We start from the raw sequence: 17,452 nt of genomic DNA, 5'->3' as shown, positions 1-17,452 counted from the left end.
CGGTGTCTGCGGTGGGCCCGGCCATTCCGTTCCGGAATGGAAGTGTATCGCCCCGGACGGGCGGGCGCAGCACTGGCGCCAGCGGAGCCTTGACTCCGGCCCGGCAAAGCTGTTTGATGAGAACAAAATAGGAACAAGACATGGGCGCGACACCGGATACCCTCCGCGCGCTGAAATTGCAGCTGGCGGCTCTGGAGCGGCCGGCGGCCTTTGATGCGTCGCAAATCTTCTCTTTCGGCCTGCCGATGGTGGATGATCCGCTGGGCGGCGGGCTCGATCGCGCGGCGCTGCACGAAGTGTTCGCGCGTGCGCCGGCCGATGCCGCGGCGGCGGCCGGTTTTGCCCTGGGCCTTGCGCTCAGGGCGGCGGGCGAGGGGCGGATCGTCTGGATCCGGCAGGACTTCGCCGATCTGGAAGCGGGCCGGCTCGATGCCCTCGGGCTGGCCGAGTTCGGCCTCGATCCCGGTCGCCTGGTGCTGGTCCGGGCCAAGGATGGCACCGACGTGCTCAAGGCCGGCGCGGAGGCCGCCCGCTGCACGGCGCTCGGCGCCGTGCTGATCGAGCCGTGGGGCGCTCCGAAAGTGCTGGATCTGAACGCGTCCCGCCGGCTGTCGCTGATCGCCGTCGCCTCGCGAGTGACCACCTTGATGGTGCGTGTCGCCGCCGCCCCCATGCCGAGCGCCGCCGCCTCCCGCTGGGCGGTCGCGGCGCTCGCCTCCCGGCCGCTGGAGGCCAATGCCCCCGGTTTTCCCGCCTTCGCCATCAGTTTGTTGCGTCACCGGGCCGGCGTGCCGCCCCGGCAATGGCGCGTGGAGTGGGATCGTGACGAAACTCGTTTCAAGGACGGAACCTTCCGAAACAGGGCCCTTGCCGGCGCATGGCAGCCTGTCGCCGCGCCGCTACCTGGCCGTCTGGCTGCCCTTCCTGCCGGCGGACCGGTGGAGGAGGCTTTGCCCCTCCGGCGGGCCGGATGACCCGCCGCTGGTCTTCACCGAGAAGGTCCGCAGCGCCCTGAGGCTTGTCGCCGTCGACCGGCGGGCGCTGGCGCTCGGGCTCAATCCCGGCCTGACTCTGGCCGATGCCCGGGCGCGGGTGCCCGATCTCCTGGCGGTGGATGCCGAGCCGGCCAGGGACGCGGCCCTGCTCATGCGGCTCGCCGAGGCCTGCGATCGCTATACGCCGCTGGTGGCCATGGACGGGACCGACGGGCTGGTGCTCGACATGACCGGCTGTTCCCACCTGTTTGGCGGCGAGGCCTCCCTGCGGGCCGATCTCATCGGGCGCTTCGCCGGCGCCGGGGTCGAAGCGCGCGCCACGATCGCCGGCACGCCGGAGGCCGCGCGGGCGCTTGCCCGCTTCGGCCGGCTCGCCGTCGTCGCTCCGGGCGGCGAGGCGCAGGCCGTGGCGCCGCTGCCGGTCCTGGCGCTCGGCCTCGACGCGGAAACCGTGCTGGCGCTGTCGCGGGCCGGCCTGAAGACCATCGGCGATCTCGCCGCGCGGCCGTCGACGCCGCTCGCCGCCCGTTTCGGTGCCCGGCTCGTCGCGCTGCTGCAGCGCGCGCTGGGGCGGGAGGACATCCGCATCACGCCGCGCCGGCCGGTTCCGGCCTGCATCGTCGAACGGCGGTTCGCCGAGCCGATCGGCCGGGCAGACGATATCGAGGCGGCGCTTGCCATGCTGATGCGGCGGGCGGCGGCACTGCTCGAACGGCGCGGCGAGGGCGGGCGGGCCTTCGAGGCAAGCTTCTTCCGGACCGACGGCGCCGTCAGGCGCATCATGGTGGAGACCGGCCGGCCGGTGCGTGACGCCGCCACCGTGATGCGGCTGATCAACGAGCGCATCGAGGCGCTCGCCGATCCGATCGACCCCGGTTTCGGCTTCGACCTGATCCGTCTCTCCGTGCCGGCGACCGAACCTTTCACGATCGCCCAGGCCAGCCTCGACGGCCGCCAGGTGGCAGCCGACGAACTGGCCGCGCTGGTCGACAGGCTGACCGCCCGTTTCGGCGCCGACCGCGTGCTGCGGTTTGCCGCGCGCGACAGCCACGATCCCGAACGGGCGGCCCGGCTGGTTCCGGCTGGACGGGCGGCAGAGGCAGGGGAGGCGGCCTGGCCGCAGGCCGAAGCCGAGGCGCCGCCTACCCGTCCGCTGCATGTCTTCGACCCGCCGCAGCCGGTCGAGGCCATTGCCGAGGTGCCCGACGGGCCGCCCCTGAGCTTCCTGTGGCGGCGCTGCCGGCACGATGTCGCAAGGTCCGAGGGACCGGAGCGGATCGCCGCGGAATGGTGGCGCGAGCCTGACCGGCCGGCGCGCGACTATTACCGGGTGGAGGATGCCGAAGGGCGCCGGTTCTGGCTGTTCCGCAGCGGCGCCTATGGCGCGGACACGCCACCGCGCTGGTTCCTGCACGGGCTGTTCGCATGAGCCAAGACCCCATCTATGCCGAGCTTGCGACCGCCACCAATTTTTCCTTCCTGCGCGGCGCCTCGCACGCCAGAGACCTGGTCCTGACGGCCTTCGGGCTCGGCCATGCCGGCATCGGCATCGCCGATCGCAACACCGTGGCCGGCGTGGTCAGGGCCTATGCGGCGCTGAACCAGATCCGCGAGCAGCTTGCCGCCGCGGGTGGACCGGCGGCCAAGGCGGCCGCCTGCTTCAAGCTTGCGGTCGGGGCACGCCTCGTCTTCACCGACGGCGCACCCGACATCATCGCCTATCCCGCGAACAGGGCCGGCTGGGGCCGGCTCTGCCGGCTGCTGACCATGGGCAACCGCAAGGCGAAAAAAGGCGAATGCCTGCTCACCCTGGACGATCTCCTCGCCGACACCGGCGGTCTCCTGCTCATCGTCATGCCCGGCCGATCCCTCGACGGCCTTGCCGGCGTGCTCGCGCGCGTCGCCGAGGCCGCGCCCGGTGCCACCTGGCTCGCCGCGGCCATGCATCGGCAGGGCGACGACCGCCGCCGGCTCGCCCGCCTGGCGCGGCTCGGCGCCACCGCCGGCGTTGCGCTCGTCGCCGTCAACGACGTGCTCTATCACGTGCCCGGCCAGCGCGACCTGCAGGATGTCATGACCTGCATCCGCGAGGGCACGACGATCGAGGCGGCCGGCCGTCTCCTGGAGATCAATGCCGACCGGCACCTGAAGGATCCGCGCGAGATGGCGCGGCTGTTCCGCGACTGTCCCCAGGCGCTCGACGAGATCCAGCACGTTCTGGCGCGGGTCGAATTTTCGCTTTCCCAGCTCGAATACGAATATCCCGAAGAGCCGGTGCCACCTGGCTGGAATGCTCAGAGTTGGCTTGAGGAGTTGACTTGGCTGAACGCTGCGATCCGCTACCCGGCAGGTGTTCCCGATAAGGTGATAAACCTTCTCAAAGAGGAACTGCAGCTCATCCGCGACCTCGACTATGCCCGTTATTTCCTGACCATTCGCGATATCGTCCGAGTCGCCGATGATAAGGGCATTCTCTGCCAGGGCCGGGGGTCGGCGGCGAATTCAGCCGTCTGCTACGTGCTTGGCATTACCGCAGTCGATCCGAACGACCATGACGTCCTGTTCGCCCGTTTCCTGTCGAGCGAACGGCGCGAACCGCCCGACATCGACGTCGATTTCGAGCATGAGCGGCGCGAGGAGGTGATCCAGCACATCTACGAGCGTTACGGCCGCGAGCGGGCCGGCATCGCCGCGACCGTCATCAGCTACCGCCCGCGCAGCGCCATCCGGGAGGTCGGCAAGGTGATGGGCCTCACCGAGGATGTCACCGCAAGGCTCGCCGGCATGGTCTGGGGCAGCTGGGGCGAGGGGATCAGCGACGAACAGATCCGCCAGGCCGGGCTCGATCCGGCCAATGCCACGGTGCGCCGGGCGGTCGACCTCGCCGTCCGCCTGCTCGGCTTTCCGCGCCACCTCTCCCAGCATGTCGGGGGCTTCGTGCTGACGCGCGACCGGCTCGACGAAATGGTGCCGATCGGCAATGCCGCCATGGATGATCGCACCTTCATCGAATGGGACAAGGACGATATCGACGAGCTGAGGCTGATGAAGGTCGACGTGCTGGCGCTCGGCATGCTCACCTGCATCCGCAAGGCTTTCGACCTTCTGCGGGAGCATAACGGCCTGGATTACGGGCTCGCCGATGTGCCGCCCGAAGATCCCGATGTCTACGCCATGCTGCAGAAGGGCGATTCCATCGGCGTGTTCCAGGTGGAGAGCCGGGCGCAGATCAACATGCTGCCGCGGTTGAAGCCGAAGAGCCTCTATGACCTCGTCATCCAGGTAGCCATCGTCCGGCCGGGCCCGATCCAGGGCAATATGGTCCATCCCTATCTGCGTCGCCGGAACGGCCAGGAACCGGTGACTTTTCCTGCACCTGCGCCGGACTATGGTCCGGCGGACGAACTGCACAAAGTCCTCGGCAAGACCATGGGCGTGCCGCTGTTCCAGGAACAGGCGATGCGGCTCGCCATGGAAGCGGCGAAATTTACCGCGGACGAGGCGAACGGCCTGCGCAAGGCGATGGCGACCTTCCGCAATGCCGGCACGATCGGGACCTTCGAGGAGATGATGGTCGGGCGCATGGTGGCGCGCGGCTATCCGCCCGATTTCGCCAGGAACTGCTTCGAGCAGATCAAGGGTTTCGGCAGCTACGGCTTTCCGGAAAGCCATGCCGCTTCCTTCGCCAAGCTCGTCTACATCTCCTCCTGGATCAAACGCCACCATCCGGCGGCCTTCGCCTGTGCCCTGCTCAACGCCCAGCCCATGGGCTTCTACGCACCGGCGCAGATCGTCCGTGACGCCCGCGAGCATGGCGTGGAGGTGCGGCCGGTCGATCTCAACGAAAGCCTCTGGGACAACCACCTGCAGCGCAACGCCGAGGGCGAGCTCGCGCTGAGGCTCGGTTTCCGCCAGGTCGACGGTTTCCAGAAAGCCTGGGCCGAGGTGCTGAAGGATAGGCGCGGCAAGGGGTTCGCCAGTATCGAGGAGCTTGCCGTCCGCACCGGCCTGCCGCACCGGGCGCTGCAGATCCTCGCCGATGCCGATGCCTGCCGCTCGATCGGGCTCGACCGGCGCGAGGCGCTCTGGGCGGTGCGCCGCCTGCCGGACGACCAGCCGCTGCCGCTCTTCGCCGCGGCCGCGGCGCGCGAGCTCGGTGCGGATGCGGATGCGCACCTGCCGGTCATGCCGCTCGCGGAACATGTGGCGGCCGACTACCAGACGGTCCGGCTGTCGCTGAAGGCCCATCCGATGGAGATCCTGCGCCCGCGTTTCGCCGGCGAGGGAGTGACCACCTGCCGCGGCACCAACGACAAGCCGGATGGCGCCTTCGCCAAGGTTGCCGGCGTCGTCCTGGTGCGCCAGCGGCCGGGCAACGGCACGGCGATCTTCATCACGCTGGAGGACGAGACCGGCATCACCAATGTCGTGCTCTGGGCCCGCAAGTTCGAGCGTTTCCGCCGCGAGGTGATGGGCGCGCGCCTGCTGCTGATCGAGGGCCTGATCCAGAAGAGCCCGGAAAATGTCGTGCACCTGATGGCCGAGCGGGTGATCGACCGCACGGCGGAGCTCGGCCATCTCTCGGACACGCACCGGACCGAGCCGCTCGTCGGCCGCGCCGACGAGGCCGCCCATCCGCAATATCCGCGCCAGTCCGGCCATCCGCGCAATGTCCGGATCCTGCCGAAATCACGCGACTTTCACTAATGAGGCGGCCGGCAAGTGGCTCCTTTGTATCTGCTGTTCTGCGCCCAGCCCGGCCATCCTTCGAGGTTCACTACGCTCGCACCTCAGGACGGGGCGTATAGAATGGCATATCGCGTGCTGGCTCAAGTCATGCTGCTCTACTGCAGCGGATAGGTACTGCTGCGATACTCTCCAGCCTTCATCCTGAGGCACCCGCACCACTAGGCGCGGGTCTCGAAGGACGGCTCACCCTCGTGCAAATCATTTTCCAGGGAATGACTAAACGTTAAGCCTTGAAATAGGTGATCTGCTGGCTGGTCGCGACGAGCCGTCCCGACGGCGTCCAGAGCTGAGCCGTCTGGTCGCCGTAGGAGCGGCTGAAGACCTGGGCGTCGGCGACCCCGAGCAGCTCGGTGGTGTTCTCTGCCGCCAGCTCGGCCGCGTCGATATGGAAATAGGTGGTCATCGACACCGTTCCGAACGGCACCATGCCGCCGCGGACATGGAAGATGCGGCCGAAAAAGGCATCCGCCATGGCGGCGAGCGACAGCATGTCGATCCGCCGCGGCCGATGGTCCGACAGCCACAGTTCCGAGCGGGGATCGGCGAGCGCGGCATCCGTCGGGTCGCGGAACCGGGGCAAGCCGGAGACGAAGCGGAAGTCATATTGCCGCGTCCAGCCCGAGAACCCGTCCATCACCAGCGGCTTCACCTCCGATGAGGGCACCACGTCCGGCATGGTCGCGACCTGATGCGCAAAGGAGGGCCGGCGCTCGGCGGTGATCGCGGTCGCGGTTGCGACCACCTCCTGACCCGACCCGTCCTCGGCCTCCTGGACGAGATCCACGGACCAGTGTTGCGAGGAACGGTTGGCGCGGACGAGACGCACGTCGATGCCAAAACGGCCGCGCCGCACGGGCGCGCAATAGTTGACGGTGAGTGCCAGCGCCTCGCCGCTGCGCTCGCCATGGGTCAGCACGGCCTGCAGGATGGTGGCGGCGGTCGCGCCGCCGAACGGGCCGACAAAGGCCCAGTAGTGGTCGCTGGTGGCGCCGAAACGGTTGCCGTTCTCGACGACGACCCGGGTTGCCTGGTCGAAGGGATGCAGGTCTTGGTCGGATGCGGACGGCACGGCAGGCTCCTGGTGATGGTCTCAAGGCGCCATGGTCGGCTGCCCGGCGCCCGGATTCAATGACATGGCAGGTCATCACGGCCGGCCGTTCGGCCGATGCCGCCGGCGGCACGGCGGCACGTTTCGACACTGCCCGAAACAACCGCTCGTCCCGGCGGTTAGGCTGAAGGTGTCCCTCAAGGAGGCACCCCGATCCCATGGTTGCGCCATCACAGGCCGCGCGGCCGGCCGTGCGCCCCGGCCTCTGCCTCGTCACGCTCTGCCTTGCGGTGCTGCTCGCCCAGCTCGACACGGCCGTGGTCAATCTCGCCACCCGGCCGATCGGCGATCATTTCGGAGCCGGCGTCGCGGCGCTGCAATGGGTGCTCGACAGCTACAATCTGACCTATGCCGTGCTGCTGATGACCGGCGGCCTCCTCGCCGACCTCTATGGCCGCCGGCGCGGCTTCATGACCGGCGTCGGCATTTTCACCGCCGCTTCGCTCATTTGCGCGCTCGCGCCGTCCGTGGCGCTGCTCATCGCCGGCCGGGCGCTGGCCGGCCTTGGCGCCGCGCTCATGCTGCCGGCTTCGCTGGCCATCGTCCGCGTCGTCTTCACCAACCCGGCTGAACGCGGCCGCGCGCTCGGCATCTGGGCTGCCTGCAACGGCCTCGCCCTCGCGCTGGGCCCGACCGTCGGGGGCCTGCTCGTCGACCGTCTCGGCTGGCGCAGCATCTTCCTCGTCGTGGTTCCCCTCGGCCTGGCCGCGCTCGCCGCGGCACCGGCCTATATTCCGGAAAGCGCCGATCCCGGCGGCCGCAGTTTCGATCTGACCGGGCAGGTGCTGGGCGCCGGCGCGCTCGGGCTGCTGGCCGGCGGAGCGATCGCGCTGCACGGCGCATCGCACCTCGCTCTCCTCCTGTTCGCCGCAAGCCTCGCCCTGTTCATCCTGTTCGCCATGGCCGAAGCCCGGCGCGGCGGCGCCGCCCTGGTGCCGGCGGACCTGTTCGCCGCGCCCCGCTTTTGCGGCGCGGTCATCGCGACGGCGGGCATGACCTTCGGCATGTATGGCGTGCTGTTCCTGCTGCCCTTTACCTGGCAGGCGACGGGCCGGTTCGAGGCGACTGGCGCCGGCCTCGCCCTGATGCCGATGGCGCTGATCTTCGTGCTGGTCTCGCCGTTTTCCGGTCGGGCCGAAGCGGCGGCCGGCACGCGCGCGGTGGTCGCCGGCGGCCTTGGCCTCATCAGCCTCGGCCTCGGCGTCATCGGCGCCGGTTCCGGCTGCCTCATCGCCGCGGAAGCCGGCCTCGGCCTCACCGGGCTCGGCATGGGCCTTGCCACCGGCCCGCTGATGGGAGCAGCGGTCGGCGCGGTCCCGGCGGCCCGTTCGGGGACGGCCAGCGCGCTGATCAATGTGGCGCGCATGGCCGGCGCCACGATCGGCGTCGCGCTGCTCGGCGCGCTGCACGTGGTCGCGGGGGAGGGCGCGGCCGGCCTCCGCCTCGCCATGGTGGCCGGCGGCGCGGTGCAGCTCGCCTGCGCCGCGCTCGCCTTCGTCCTGATGGCGGAGGATCAGTCTTCGACGAAGGCCTGAAGCCGGCCGATCGCATCGTCCCACTGGCGCGACACGTCGTCGAGATAGGCCCGCAAGGCGTCGATCGGCGCCGGCCGGAACTCGAACAGGCTCTCGCGGCCCGCGCGCGTGCTGGCGACCAGGCCGGCCTCCTCCAGCACGCGCAGGTGCTTGGTGACGGCCTGCCGGGTCAGGCTGGTGTGGGCCGACAGGGCCGCGATCGACTGCCGGCGGCCGCCGCTGAGGCGGGCCAGCAGCGACAGCCGCGTCGGATCGCCGAGCGCGGCAAAGATCGGCGCCGTGACGGCGGGCGCGGCGAGGGCCGGTGCAGCGCCGGTCCCGCCGGCCGAATTGAAGGCGGCCATCAGGGCGTCTCAGCTTTCGACATGCGCCTTGATGTTCCCGGTCTGCTCGGCCCAGCCGCCGTCGTTCATGCGCATGGCTTCGGCCCGGCGCTGCGCCGGCACCTTGTCGAAACCGGATTCGACGATGTCGAGCCGCGTGCCGCCGGCCTCGGGCACGAGGCGGAACTCGACGAGGGTCGGCGTCTCGCCGGAATAGTCGACGGCGGGATCGACGGCATAGGGATGCCAGGTGAAGGCGAACAGCCGCGGCTCGTCCATCGTCACGACCTTGGCCTGCCACTGCACATGTTCGTAGCCCGGATAGGTGATGTGTCCGGTCGAGGTCTCGCCGGTCACGAAGGGGCCATCCAGCTTCACCCGGAACCACGTCCCGAATTCATTGTGGTCGGTCAGTGCCCGCCAGACGCGCGCCACCGGCGCCTTCAGAAGCACGGATTTCTCGATGCGATCGGTCATATCTGCAACCTCCTGGTTGCCTGTTCATAATTCGCCTCGGGTCGACATGCAACCAGAAAGTTGCGTTTTATGCCCCTGCCGCTCTCGTGCGGTTCGTGCGAGTAATCGACCGCCCGGATGGCGGCGGCGCGAGGAGAGGCGATGACCAGTGAAGCGGCAGCGGCGATCACCCTTCGGACCGTCAAGGCGAATGGCATCGTCATGCGTTATGCCGAGGCGGGCGAGGGGCCGCTGGTGCTGTTCTGCCATGGCTGGCCCGAGGGCTGGGCGTCCTGGCGGCATCAGCTGGAGGCGCTCGCCGCGCGCGGCTACCGGGCCGTAGCGCCCGACATGCGCGGCTATGGCGGCACCGATGCGCCCGCCGAGATCGCCCGCTACACCATTCTCGATCTCGTCGCCGACCAGGTCGCTCTGGTGAAGGCGCTGGGGGCGAGCGAAGCGGTCATCGTCGGCCACGACTGGGGTGCGCCGGTCGCCTGGCATGCGGCGCTTCTGCGTCCCGACATCTTCCGCGCGGTCGTCGGCATGAGCGTGCCCTGGACGCCGCCAGGCCATACCGACCTCCTGTCGTCGCTCGAGAAGCTTGGCATTCACGACTTCTACATCCAGTATTTCCAGGCGCCGGGCATCGCCGAGGCCGAACTCGACCGCGACCCCGAGGCGAGCCTGCGCCGGATCTATTTCACCGCCTCGGGCAATCAGCGCGACCGCACCAAGGGCTTCACCCATCTCGGCCCCGGCGGCCTGCTCGCCAATACCGTCGATCCGGAGGAACTGCCGGACTGGCTGCCGGCCGAACATCTCGCCTGCATGGCCGCCGAGTTCCGCCGCGTCGGCTTCCGCGGCGGGCTCAACTGGTACCGCAACCTGACGCGCAACTTCCACATCATGGCGCCCTGGCGCGGCGAGCCGATCCGCCAGCCGGCCCTGTTCATCGTCGGCGCCAAGGACGGCGTGATGCGGTTTCCCGCCGCCAAGGCGCAGCTCGAAGCCTATCCGCAAACCCTGCCGGGCCTGCGCGGCCTGCATGTCATCGACATGGCCGGCCACTGGATCCAGCAGGAACGGCCCGAGGAGGTCAGCAGCCTGATCCTTGCGTTTCTCGACGGGCTATGAGCCCGGCGCAGGGCAGCCAAGGCTGGCCAAGCGGGCCGGCCGACGATAGGTGAGGGGCCAAAGCCAGCCTGCCACCCCACCATGTCCAACAATCTGCGCTACGACTATGCCGGTGACGACGCCCTGCTCGAAGGGGCCGACTGGCACGGCCGCAGGCCCGGCGGCCTCGATCTGCATTATCACGAGGAAGTGCAGGTCTCGGTCATCTGGAACGGCGCGCGCGACTATCTCATCGGCCGCCGGGCGGTGACGCTCCGGCCCGGCGAGATCCTGGTCGTGCCAGCCGGTCGGCCGCATCATGCGCAGCCGACGCTCGGCGAGCATATCCGTTCGGTCGAATTCTATCTGGCGCCTGCGGCGCTGCCCGCGGCCCTGCGGCTGCATCTCGCCGCATCCGACTATCTCTTCGCCGACGCGCCGGAATTGCGCGAGATGCGGCCGGCCGATGTTGCCGCCAGGCTCGTCGCCTTCCTCGCAAAGCCCAGTTGGCACCGGCAGCCGGCGCAGCCGGCAGCGGCCGGCCGGCTGATCGGCGCGGTCGCGGGCCACAGGCGGATCAGCGAGGCCGCGGAGACGGCGGGGCTCAGCCGCGAAGGGTTCATTCGGGCCTTTTCGCGCGAAATCGGCATGACGCCGCATGCCTGGCGCATCAACGACCGGCTCAATCTCGGGCGCCGGCTCCTGCGCGCGGGAGAGCCGGTCAGCGATGTCGCCTATGCCGCTGGCTTCAGCGACCAGAGCCATTTCGGCCGCAGCTTCCTGAAGCTGTTCGGCGCGACGCCCGGCCAGTTCCGCGCCGCGCATGGCGGCTTCTGACCAGTCCGCAAGAGGTCACTTTCGTTCTATCGGCCGAGCCGTCCGGGGTGGTTGATCGCCGCCCGGAGCCGACCATGACGCCTTTTGACATCACCCTTCTCGCCTTTGCCGGTTTTGCCGCCGGCACCCTCAACGCCATTGCCGGCGGCGGCACCATCTTCACCTTCTCGGCCCTGATGGCCGTGGGCGTGCCGCCGGTCGCGGCCAATGCGACCAGTGCCGCGGCGGTCGTTGTCGGCTCGGTCGCCTCGACGGTCGCCTATCGGCGCGAGGTCCTGGCTGCGCTGCGGCGGCTCCTGCCGCTCTGCGCCATTTCGGCGCTCGGCGGCGCGGCCGGCGCCTTCCTGCTGCTCCGCTCGGGCGACCAGGCGTTCCGCGCCCTGGTGCCCTGGCTGCTGCTTGCGGCCACCATGCTGTTCGCGGCCGCGCCCCTGATCCAGAAGGCCGTGCAGCGCATGGCCGCGGCGGGCCAGCGCCGGGGCGGCTTCGGGCTCGCCGTGCCGGTTCAGGGCCTCGTCTCGGTCTATGGCGGCTATTTCGGCGCGGGCATGGGCGTGATGATGCTCGCCTCGCTGTCGCTGACCGAGGATTCCGACTATCACGCGATCAATGCCGCCAAGAACCTGATGTCGATCGTCCTGCAGCTGATCGCCGTCGTGGTGTTCATCGCCTCCGGCATCGTGCGCTACGAGATCAGCCTGCTGATTGCCGCGGCCAGCATTGCCGGCGGCTGGATCGGCGTGGTGGCGGCGCGGCGGGTGGCCGAAAGCCATGTCCGGGCCTTGGTCATCGGCAGCGGACTTGCCCTCTCGGCCTGGTATTTCCTGACCTGACCGCGGTCAGCGGCCGGTCATTTCCGCGCCGGCGATGTCGGCGATGGTCCGGCAGCCGGTCAGCGCCATGGTGATGTCGAGCTCGGCTTCCATGTTGCGGATCACCTCGGCGACCCCCTGCTGGCCCGCCACCGCCAGGCCGTAGACATAGGGCCGGCCGAGCAGGACGGCGCGCGCGCCGAGCGCCAGCGCCTTGAACATGTCGGCGCCCGACCTGACGCCGGAATCGAACAGGACCGGCGTGGTTCCGGCAGCCGCGACCACGGCGGGCAGGGCATCGAGCGAGCCGATGGCGCCGTCGACCTGCCGGCCGCCGTGATTGGAGACGACGATGCCGTCGACCCCGCGACGGACCGCTTCGCTCGCGTCGGCGGCGCTCTGAATGCCCTTCAGGACCACCGGCAGGCGCGTCATCTTCTTCAGCCGGGACACGTCGTCCCAGACGAGATCCGGCCGCGAATAGATCGCGGTGAAGCGGGCGACCGCCGCGCGGGCCGCAGACAGGCCGAGACCGAAGCGGCGCGCCGCGGAGCTGAGGTCGATCAGGGCGGTGACGAGGTCGAGGCCGGAGGGCTTGACCGGCGATGCCGGCGGCTTGGCCGGGAGGGCCTTCAGGAACACCGGGTCGGTCAGATATTGGGCAAGCCCCTGGCCGCGCAGGAAAGGCAGGGAGGCGAGATCGAGGTCGCGCGGACGCCAGCCGAGAATGGTGGTGTCGAGGGTCAGCACGATGGCCTCGCAGCCGGCGGCCTCGGCACGCCCAACCAGCGAGCGGGTCAGCTCGTCGTCGGTGCTCCAGTAGAGCTGGAACCAGCGCGGCGTGTCGCCGAGCAGGCCGGCGACCTCCTCCATGGCCACCGAGGCCTGGTTGGAAAAGACCATGCCGACGCCTTCGGCCCGCGCGGCCCGGGCCACCGCCCGCTCGGCCTCGCGGTGAGCCATTTCCAGCACCCCGATCGGCGCGAGCAGGAAGGGCAGCTTGTGCATTCGGCCGAACAGCGTGACGGAAAGGTCGCGCCGCGAGGCGTCGGTCAGCATGCGCGGCACGATGGCGTGCCGGTCGAAGGCGGCGCGGTTGGCCGCCATGGTCCGCTCCATGCCGGCGCCACCGGCGACATAGCCGAAGGCGTTGCGGGTCATGGCGCGCCCGGCCGCCTCCTCGAGCGCCGCCGGCGCGACCGGCACTTTCGGCAGCCCGCCGCCGAGCCCGCGCAGATAGATCTCGGTCTGCCGCGTCCGGCCGGGGCCGATGGCGGGCGGGGTTTCGTCCGGGTGGGCCATGGCGCGGTTCCGATCGCGAAAGGGGATGCGGTGCCCCGAAGGGGCGGCTGCCGCGCTAGGGGGTCTGGCGCATCGGCACGAGGCGTTCCCGGCCGACCCGTTCCTGACCGGCGATGCTCCAGGTGCCGTCGAGCACGCCGCCGCGATCGACCCGATAGACGGTCAGGCCCAGCTGGTTGTTCAGGCGGTAGGCCGCCGCAAAGACCTCGCCCTGGCGCATGCAGAAGCCCTGGCTCGCCGGCGTGTCGACGATGGCCCAGCGGATGACGCAGTTGCCGCCCGCGGTGCCCGAGATCTCGGCGACGCCGGAATAGGTCGAGCCGTCGGCATTGCGGCCCTCGACGCGATAGCGGCCGCCGATCGGCGGCGGCGCGGGAGCCCGCTGCTCCTGGCGCTCGGCGCCGGAACGCTTCTGGGCATGCGCATCGGGAACTGCGATGCCCAGCAGGGCGAATTGGGCTGCAAGAGCCATCAGGACGAGGCGAATGGGGCGCATGGCGCATCTCCTGGCTGCTGAATCACCTAGTTCGGTCATATTCCTGCTTATTGTTGCCTTGTCGTTTCGTCACGTCATATCGGGAAATTTCCGGTCGCGGCTTGCACCCTGGCGGGTGGTGACGTTATCTGCCCCCAAACTCCCCGAACCGCTCGAGCCCGACAGGACCTCAGATCCCATGGCCCGCCAATTCGCCTATCACATGTCCGGCCTGACCAAGGCTTATCCGAACGGCAAGAAGGTGCTCGAAAACGTGCATCTGTCGTTCTATCCGGACGCCAAGATCGGCGTGCTCGGCGTCAACGGCGCCGGCAAGTCGACCCTGCTGCGCATCATGGCCGGCATCGACAAGGAATATACCGGCGAAGCCTGGGCTGCCGACGGCGTGCGCGTGGGCTATTTGCCGCAGGAGCCGCATCTCGACCCCGCCCTGACCGTTCGCGAGAACGTCATGCTGGGCGTGGCCGCGAAGAAGGCGATCCTCGACCGCTACAACGAACTCGCCATGAACTATTCCGACGAGACGGCCGATGAAATGGCCAAGCTCCAGGACGAGATCGAGGCGAAGGGCCTGTGGGACCTGGACAGCCAGGTCGACCAGGCGATGGATGCGCTGATCTGCCCGCCCGACGACTGGGCGGTGGACAAGCTGTCCGGCGGTGAGAAGCGCCGCGTCGCGCTGTGCCGCCTGCTGCTGGAGCAGCCGGAAGTGCTGCTGCTCGACGAGCCGACCAACCACCTGGACGCGGAAACGACCAACTGGCTCGAGGGACACCTGCGGACCTATCCGGGCGCCATCCTGATCGTCACCCACGACCGCTACTTCCTGGACAACGTCACCGGCTGGATCCTCGAGCTCGATCGCGGCCGCGGCATTCCGTACGAGGGCAACTATTCCTCCTGGCTCGCCCAGAAGCAGAAGCGCCTGATCCAGGAGGGCCGCGAGGAGGAGACGCGCCTGAAGACGCTCGCCCGCGAGCAGGAATGGATGGCCGCCTCGCCGAAGGCCCGCCAGGCCAAGAACAAGGCGCGCATCCAGCGCTACGACGACCTCGTCAAGCAGGCCGCCGAGAAGGGCCCGACCACCGCCCAGATCATCATTCCGATTGCCGAGCGGCTCGGCAACAACGTCATCGAGTTCAACGAGCTCTCGAAGGCCTTCGGCGACAAGCTCCTCATCGAGGGCCTGTCGTTCAAGCTGCCGCCGGGCGGCATCGTCGGCGTCATCGGCCCGAACGGCGCCGGCAAGACCACGCTGTTCCGCATGATCACCGGATCGGAAAAGCCTGATTCCGGCGAGATCTTCATCGGCGAGACGGTCAAGCTCGGCTATGTCGACCAGTCGCGCGACGCGCTCGCCGACAACAAGACGGTCTACGAGGAGATTTCCGGCGGCAACGAGATCCTCTATCTCGGCAAGCGTGAGATCAATGCGCGTGCCTATTGCGGCGCCTTCAACTTCAAGGGCGGCGACCAGCAGAAGAAGGTCGGGCAGCTCTCCGGCGGTGAGCGCAACCGCGTGCATCTCGCCAAGATCCTGCAGCGTGGCGCCAATGTCCTGCTGCTCGACGAGCCGACCAACGATCTCGACGTCGACACGCTCCGCGCGCTCGAGGAGGCGCTGGAGGATTACGCCGGCTGCGCCGTCATCATCAGCCACGACCGCATGTTCCTCGACCGCATCGCGACCCACATCCTGGCCTTCGAAGGCGACAGCCACGTCGAATGGTTCGAGGGCAATTTCCAGGACTACGAGGAAGACAAGAAGCGCCGCCTCGGCATCGATTCGACCATTCCGAAGCGCATCCAGTACAAGAAGTTCTCGCGCTAGGAAGGGGCGGCCATGACCGGTGCGGCTTTCGACATTCGCCTCGCCGGTCCCGAGGACCATGCCGATATCGCCTTCGTCAACCAGGCGATGGACCGGCACTACAACCCGGCGCTCGCGCCGAACACGGTGGAGGAGGTCACCGACCTTCTCCGCCGCATCGAGCGCGACCGCCGCTTCGGTACCCAATTCGCGCTGGCGCGCCGCGACGGCCAGCCCATGGGGTTTGCCGTCTTCGCCGTGATCCATCCCGGCCGACGGCTCAATGGCTTGATTTTCTTGAAAGATCTGTTCGTCGTGCCGGAGGCGCGCAATCTTGGCCTGGGCGACGCCCTGATGCGCTTTCTCGCCCGCTTCGCCCGCGACAACGGCATCGGCCGCATCGACCTGACGGCCGAGCCGCACAATGCCGGTGCCATGCGGCTCTACGAGCGGCTCGGCATGACAGTGCGCCCGGCCGTCTATTATCGTCTGGACGGGGAGGGCCTTGCCAGGCTCGCCGGCTCGCCGCCGGCCTGACGCGGCGCGTGCCAGCCGCCCTCGCTTCGCGGCGGCCGACGAGACCATGGAGGCGACTTCCTTCCGCCGGGGACCGGCGGTTTCGCGAGGACCAGTCCGGGCTGGCGCGAGCGGCGCGGCCTCGCTCTCCGGCCGCCGCCGATCGTGAGGTCCGCCATGTCCGACCCGGTTTCGCCCGAGGACGCCCGGCGCCGGCTCGCGGCGCACTCCTGGCCGGACCGCGGATCCGGCCGGCGGCCCCCTCAGCCCCGCTGCGCCAAGGCCTCGGCGTTCAGCCAGAACACCTCGCTTTCGCTCGCCGCGGTGTCGAGCCAGAAGAACGGCAGGTGCGGGAACTCCGCTTCCAGGATCTCGTGGCCGGTGCCGATCTCGCAGAGGAGGCCGCCGTCGGCGGTGAGGTGGTCGCCCGCCCCGGCCAGGATGCGCCGGACGATGTCGAGGCCGTCGGCGCCGCCGAGATGCGCCATTTCCGGCTCGCGCGCATATTCCGGCGGGAAGGCCGCGACCTCGGCGGCCGCGACATAGGGCGGATTGGTGATGATCAGGTCGTAGCGGCGGTTGCCGAGCGGGGCGAACAGGTCGCCCTGGACGAGCCGCACATGGTCGTCCGCCTGATGGTCGGCGACATTGAGCCGTGCCACCTCCAGGGCGGCGGCGGAGAGGTCCACCGCATCGACTGCCGCCGCCGGAAAGGCCATGGCCGCGAGAATGGCGAGGCAGCCGGAGCCGGTGCAGAGGTCGAGCGCCGTCTCGACCGCCATGGGATCGGCGATCAGGCCGAGGCCGTCGGGTCCGAGCGCGCCGGTCGCCAGGATCTCGCCGAGATAGGAGCGGGGCACGATCACGCGCTCGTCGACGCGAAAGCCGATGCCCTGGATGTAGGCCTTGCCGACGAGATAGGGCGCAGGCTTGCGGGTCGTGATGCGCGCCTCGATGAGCGCGATCAGCTTTTCGCGCTCGGCGCGCGTCAGGCGCGCTTCCAGCCATGGGCCGAGATCGTCGATCGGCAGCGACAGGCTCTCCAGGATCAGGAAGGCGGCCTCGTCGAGGGCGTTTTCGGTGCCGTGCCCATAGGTCAGCCTGGCCGCCGCGAATCGGCTGACCGCATAGCGCAGGAGGTCTCGGACGGTCAGAAGCTCGTCGGCGGGCGAGGCGGGGGATGGGGCCATGGCGTTCGGGATCCGGAGGAACCCGGCCGTGCTAGCGACTTGTCGCGCGGGGTTCAAGCGCCCCAAGCCCAGGGCATCACGTCATTTTGCCGTCGCGATCGGTCGCTTTCGCCTTGGCCTCGCCGCAGTCCGGCACCATGGTCGCCTTGCGGATCGGTGCCTAACTAAGGCATTGTGGTGCGATCAACGGCTGCGCCGGCTGCCCTG

Annotated in this window: 15 protein-coding genes; 9 read left to right on the top strand and 6 right to left on the bottom strand. The window is 69.3% G+C overall.

The window, feature by feature from the left end; genetic code table 11:
- Nucleotides 1-140: 140 nt before the first annotated feature.
- The 3 genes from OZ671_RS16510 to OZ671_RS16500 are packed head-to-tail and all read left to right on the top strand — an operon-like array spanning nucleotide 141 to nucleotide 5,702.
- Nucleotides 141-974: an ImuA family protein gene (locus OZ671_RS16510; protein ID WP_268861763.1), complete on the top strand. Its 834-nt coding sequence runs from the start codon at nucleotides 141-143 to the stop codon at nucleotides 972-974.
- The gene (locus OZ671_RS16505; protein ID WP_268861762.1) at nucleotides 868-2,424 is read left to right on the top strand and encodes a Y-family DNA polymerase; all 1,557 of its coding nucleotides are present in this window, start codon (nucleotides 868-870) and stop codon (nucleotides 2,422-2,424) included. The genes OZ671_RS16510 and OZ671_RS16505 overlap by 107 nt, the downstream gene beginning before the upstream one ends.
- On the top strand, nucleotides 2,421-5,702 hold the full coding sequence (locus OZ671_RS16500; RefSeq protein WP_268861761.1) for an error-prone DNA polymerase: 3,282 nt from the start codon (nucleotides 2,421-2,423) through the stop codon (nucleotides 5,700-5,702). The genes OZ671_RS16505 and OZ671_RS16500 overlap by 4 nt, the downstream gene beginning before the upstream one ends.
- Before the next feature lie 265 nt (nucleotides 5,703-5,967).
- On the opposite strand, the gene OZ671_RS16495 is transcribed toward OZ671_RS16500, so the two are convergent.
- The gene (locus OZ671_RS16495; protein ID WP_268861760.1) at nucleotides 5,968-6,813 is read right to left on the bottom strand and encodes an acyl-CoA thioesterase; all 846 of its coding nucleotides are present in this window, start codon (nucleotides 6,811-6,813) and stop codon (nucleotides 5,968-5,970) included.
- 197 nt (nucleotides 6,814-7,010) lie between these two features.
- Here OZ671_RS16495 and OZ671_RS16490 point away from each other — a divergent pair, with 197 nt between their 5' ends.
- Nucleotides 7,011-8,387, top strand: a complete 1,377-nt coding sequence (locus OZ671_RS16490; RefSeq protein WP_268861759.1) for an MFS transporter — start codon at nucleotides 7,011-7,013, stop codon at nucleotides 8,385-8,387.
- Here OZ671_RS16490 and OZ671_RS16485 read toward each other — a convergent pair.
- Nucleotides 8,366-8,731: an ArsR/SmtB family transcription factor gene (locus tag OZ671_RS16485; RefSeq protein ID WP_268861758.1), complete on the bottom strand. Its 366-nt coding sequence runs from the start codon at nucleotides 8,729-8,731 to the stop codon at nucleotides 8,366-8,368. The two genes, OZ671_RS16490 and OZ671_RS16485, sit on opposite strands and share 22 nt — an antisense overlap.
- Nucleotides 8,732-8,740: 9 nt before the next feature.
- Nucleotides 8,741-9,187, bottom strand: a complete 447-nt coding sequence (locus OZ671_RS16480; RefSeq protein ID WP_268861757.1) for an SRPBCC family protein — start codon at nucleotides 9,185-9,187, stop codon at nucleotides 8,741-8,743.
- A 141-nt stretch (nucleotides 9,188-9,328) separates the two neighbouring features.
- Here OZ671_RS16480 and OZ671_RS16475 point away from each other — a divergent pair, with 141 nt between their 5' ends.
- The 3 genes from OZ671_RS16475 (at nucleotide 9,329) to OZ671_RS16465 (ending at nucleotide 11,952) form a co-directional block, all read left to right on the top strand.
- Nucleotides 9,329-10,303, top strand: coding sequence for an alpha/beta fold hydrolase (locus OZ671_RS16475; protein WP_268861756.1), 975 nt, complete (start codon nucleotides 9,329-9,331; stop codon nucleotides 10,301-10,303).
- 81 nt (nucleotides 10,304-10,384) lie between these two features.
- Nucleotides 10,385-11,119, top strand: a complete 735-nt coding sequence (locus tag OZ671_RS16470) for a helix-turn-helix domain-containing protein (RefSeq protein WP_268861755.1) — start codon at nucleotides 10,385-10,387, stop codon at nucleotides 11,117-11,119.
- A 74-nt stretch (nucleotides 11,120-11,193) separates the two neighbouring features.
- Entirely contained in the window at nucleotides 11,194-11,952 is a 759-nt protein-coding gene (locus tag OZ671_RS16465; RefSeq protein WP_268861754.1) for a sulfite exporter TauE/SafE family protein, read from the top strand.
- A 6-nt stretch (nucleotides 11,953-11,958) separates the two neighbouring features.
- Here the strand turns inward: OZ671_RS16465 and OZ671_RS16460 are convergent, their stop codons facing one another.
- Both OZ671_RS16460 and OZ671_RS16455 read right to left on the bottom strand, forming a co-directional pair.
- Nucleotides 11,959-13,233, bottom strand: a complete 1,275-nt coding sequence (locus tag OZ671_RS16460; RefSeq protein WP_268861753.1) for an alpha-hydroxy-acid oxidizing protein — start codon at nucleotides 13,231-13,233, stop codon at nucleotides 11,959-11,961.
- 55 nt (nucleotides 13,234-13,288) lie between these two features.
- The gene (locus tag OZ671_RS16455) at nucleotides 13,289-13,729 is read right to left on the bottom strand and encodes a hypothetical protein (RefSeq protein WP_268861752.1); all 441 of its coding nucleotides are present in this window, start codon (nucleotides 13,727-13,729) and stop codon (nucleotides 13,289-13,291) included.
- A 178-nt stretch (nucleotides 13,730-13,907) separates the two neighbouring features.
- Between OZ671_RS16455 and ettA the strand changes: the two genes are divergently transcribed.
- Both ettA and OZ671_RS16445 read left to right on the top strand, forming a co-directional pair.
- Complete coding sequence (gene ettA / locus OZ671_RS16450; RefSeq protein WP_268861751.1) at nucleotides 13,908-15,560, top strand: energy-dependent translational throttle protein EttA; 1,653 nt, start codon at nucleotides 13,908-13,910, stop codon at nucleotides 15,558-15,560.
- A gap of 12 nt (nucleotides 15,561-15,572) precedes the next feature.
- Complete coding sequence (locus tag OZ671_RS16445; RefSeq protein ID WP_268861750.1) at nucleotides 15,573-16,076, top strand: GNAT family N-acetyltransferase; 504 nt, start codon at nucleotides 15,573-15,575, stop codon at nucleotides 16,074-16,076.
- A 242-nt stretch (nucleotides 16,077-16,318) separates the two neighbouring features.
- Here OZ671_RS16445 and prmB read toward each other — a convergent pair whose 3' ends face one another.
- The gene (gene prmB / locus OZ671_RS16440; protein ID WP_268861749.1) at nucleotides 16,319-17,245 is read right to left on the bottom strand and encodes a 50S ribosomal protein L3 N(5)-glutamine methyltransferase; all 927 of its coding nucleotides are present in this window, start codon (nucleotides 17,243-17,245) and stop codon (nucleotides 16,319-16,321) included.
- Between the last annotated feature and the right edge of the window lie 207 nt (nucleotides 17,246-17,452).

It is taken from the genome of Phreatobacter sp. AB_2022a, assembly GCF_026847585.1.
Classification (GTDB): domain Bacteria; phylum Pseudomonadota; class Alphaproteobacteria; order Rhizobiales; family Phreatobacteraceae; genus Phreatobacter.
The sequence above is the reverse complement of the archived record's forward strand: the minus strand, read 5'-3'. Positions and strand labels throughout refer to the sequence as shown.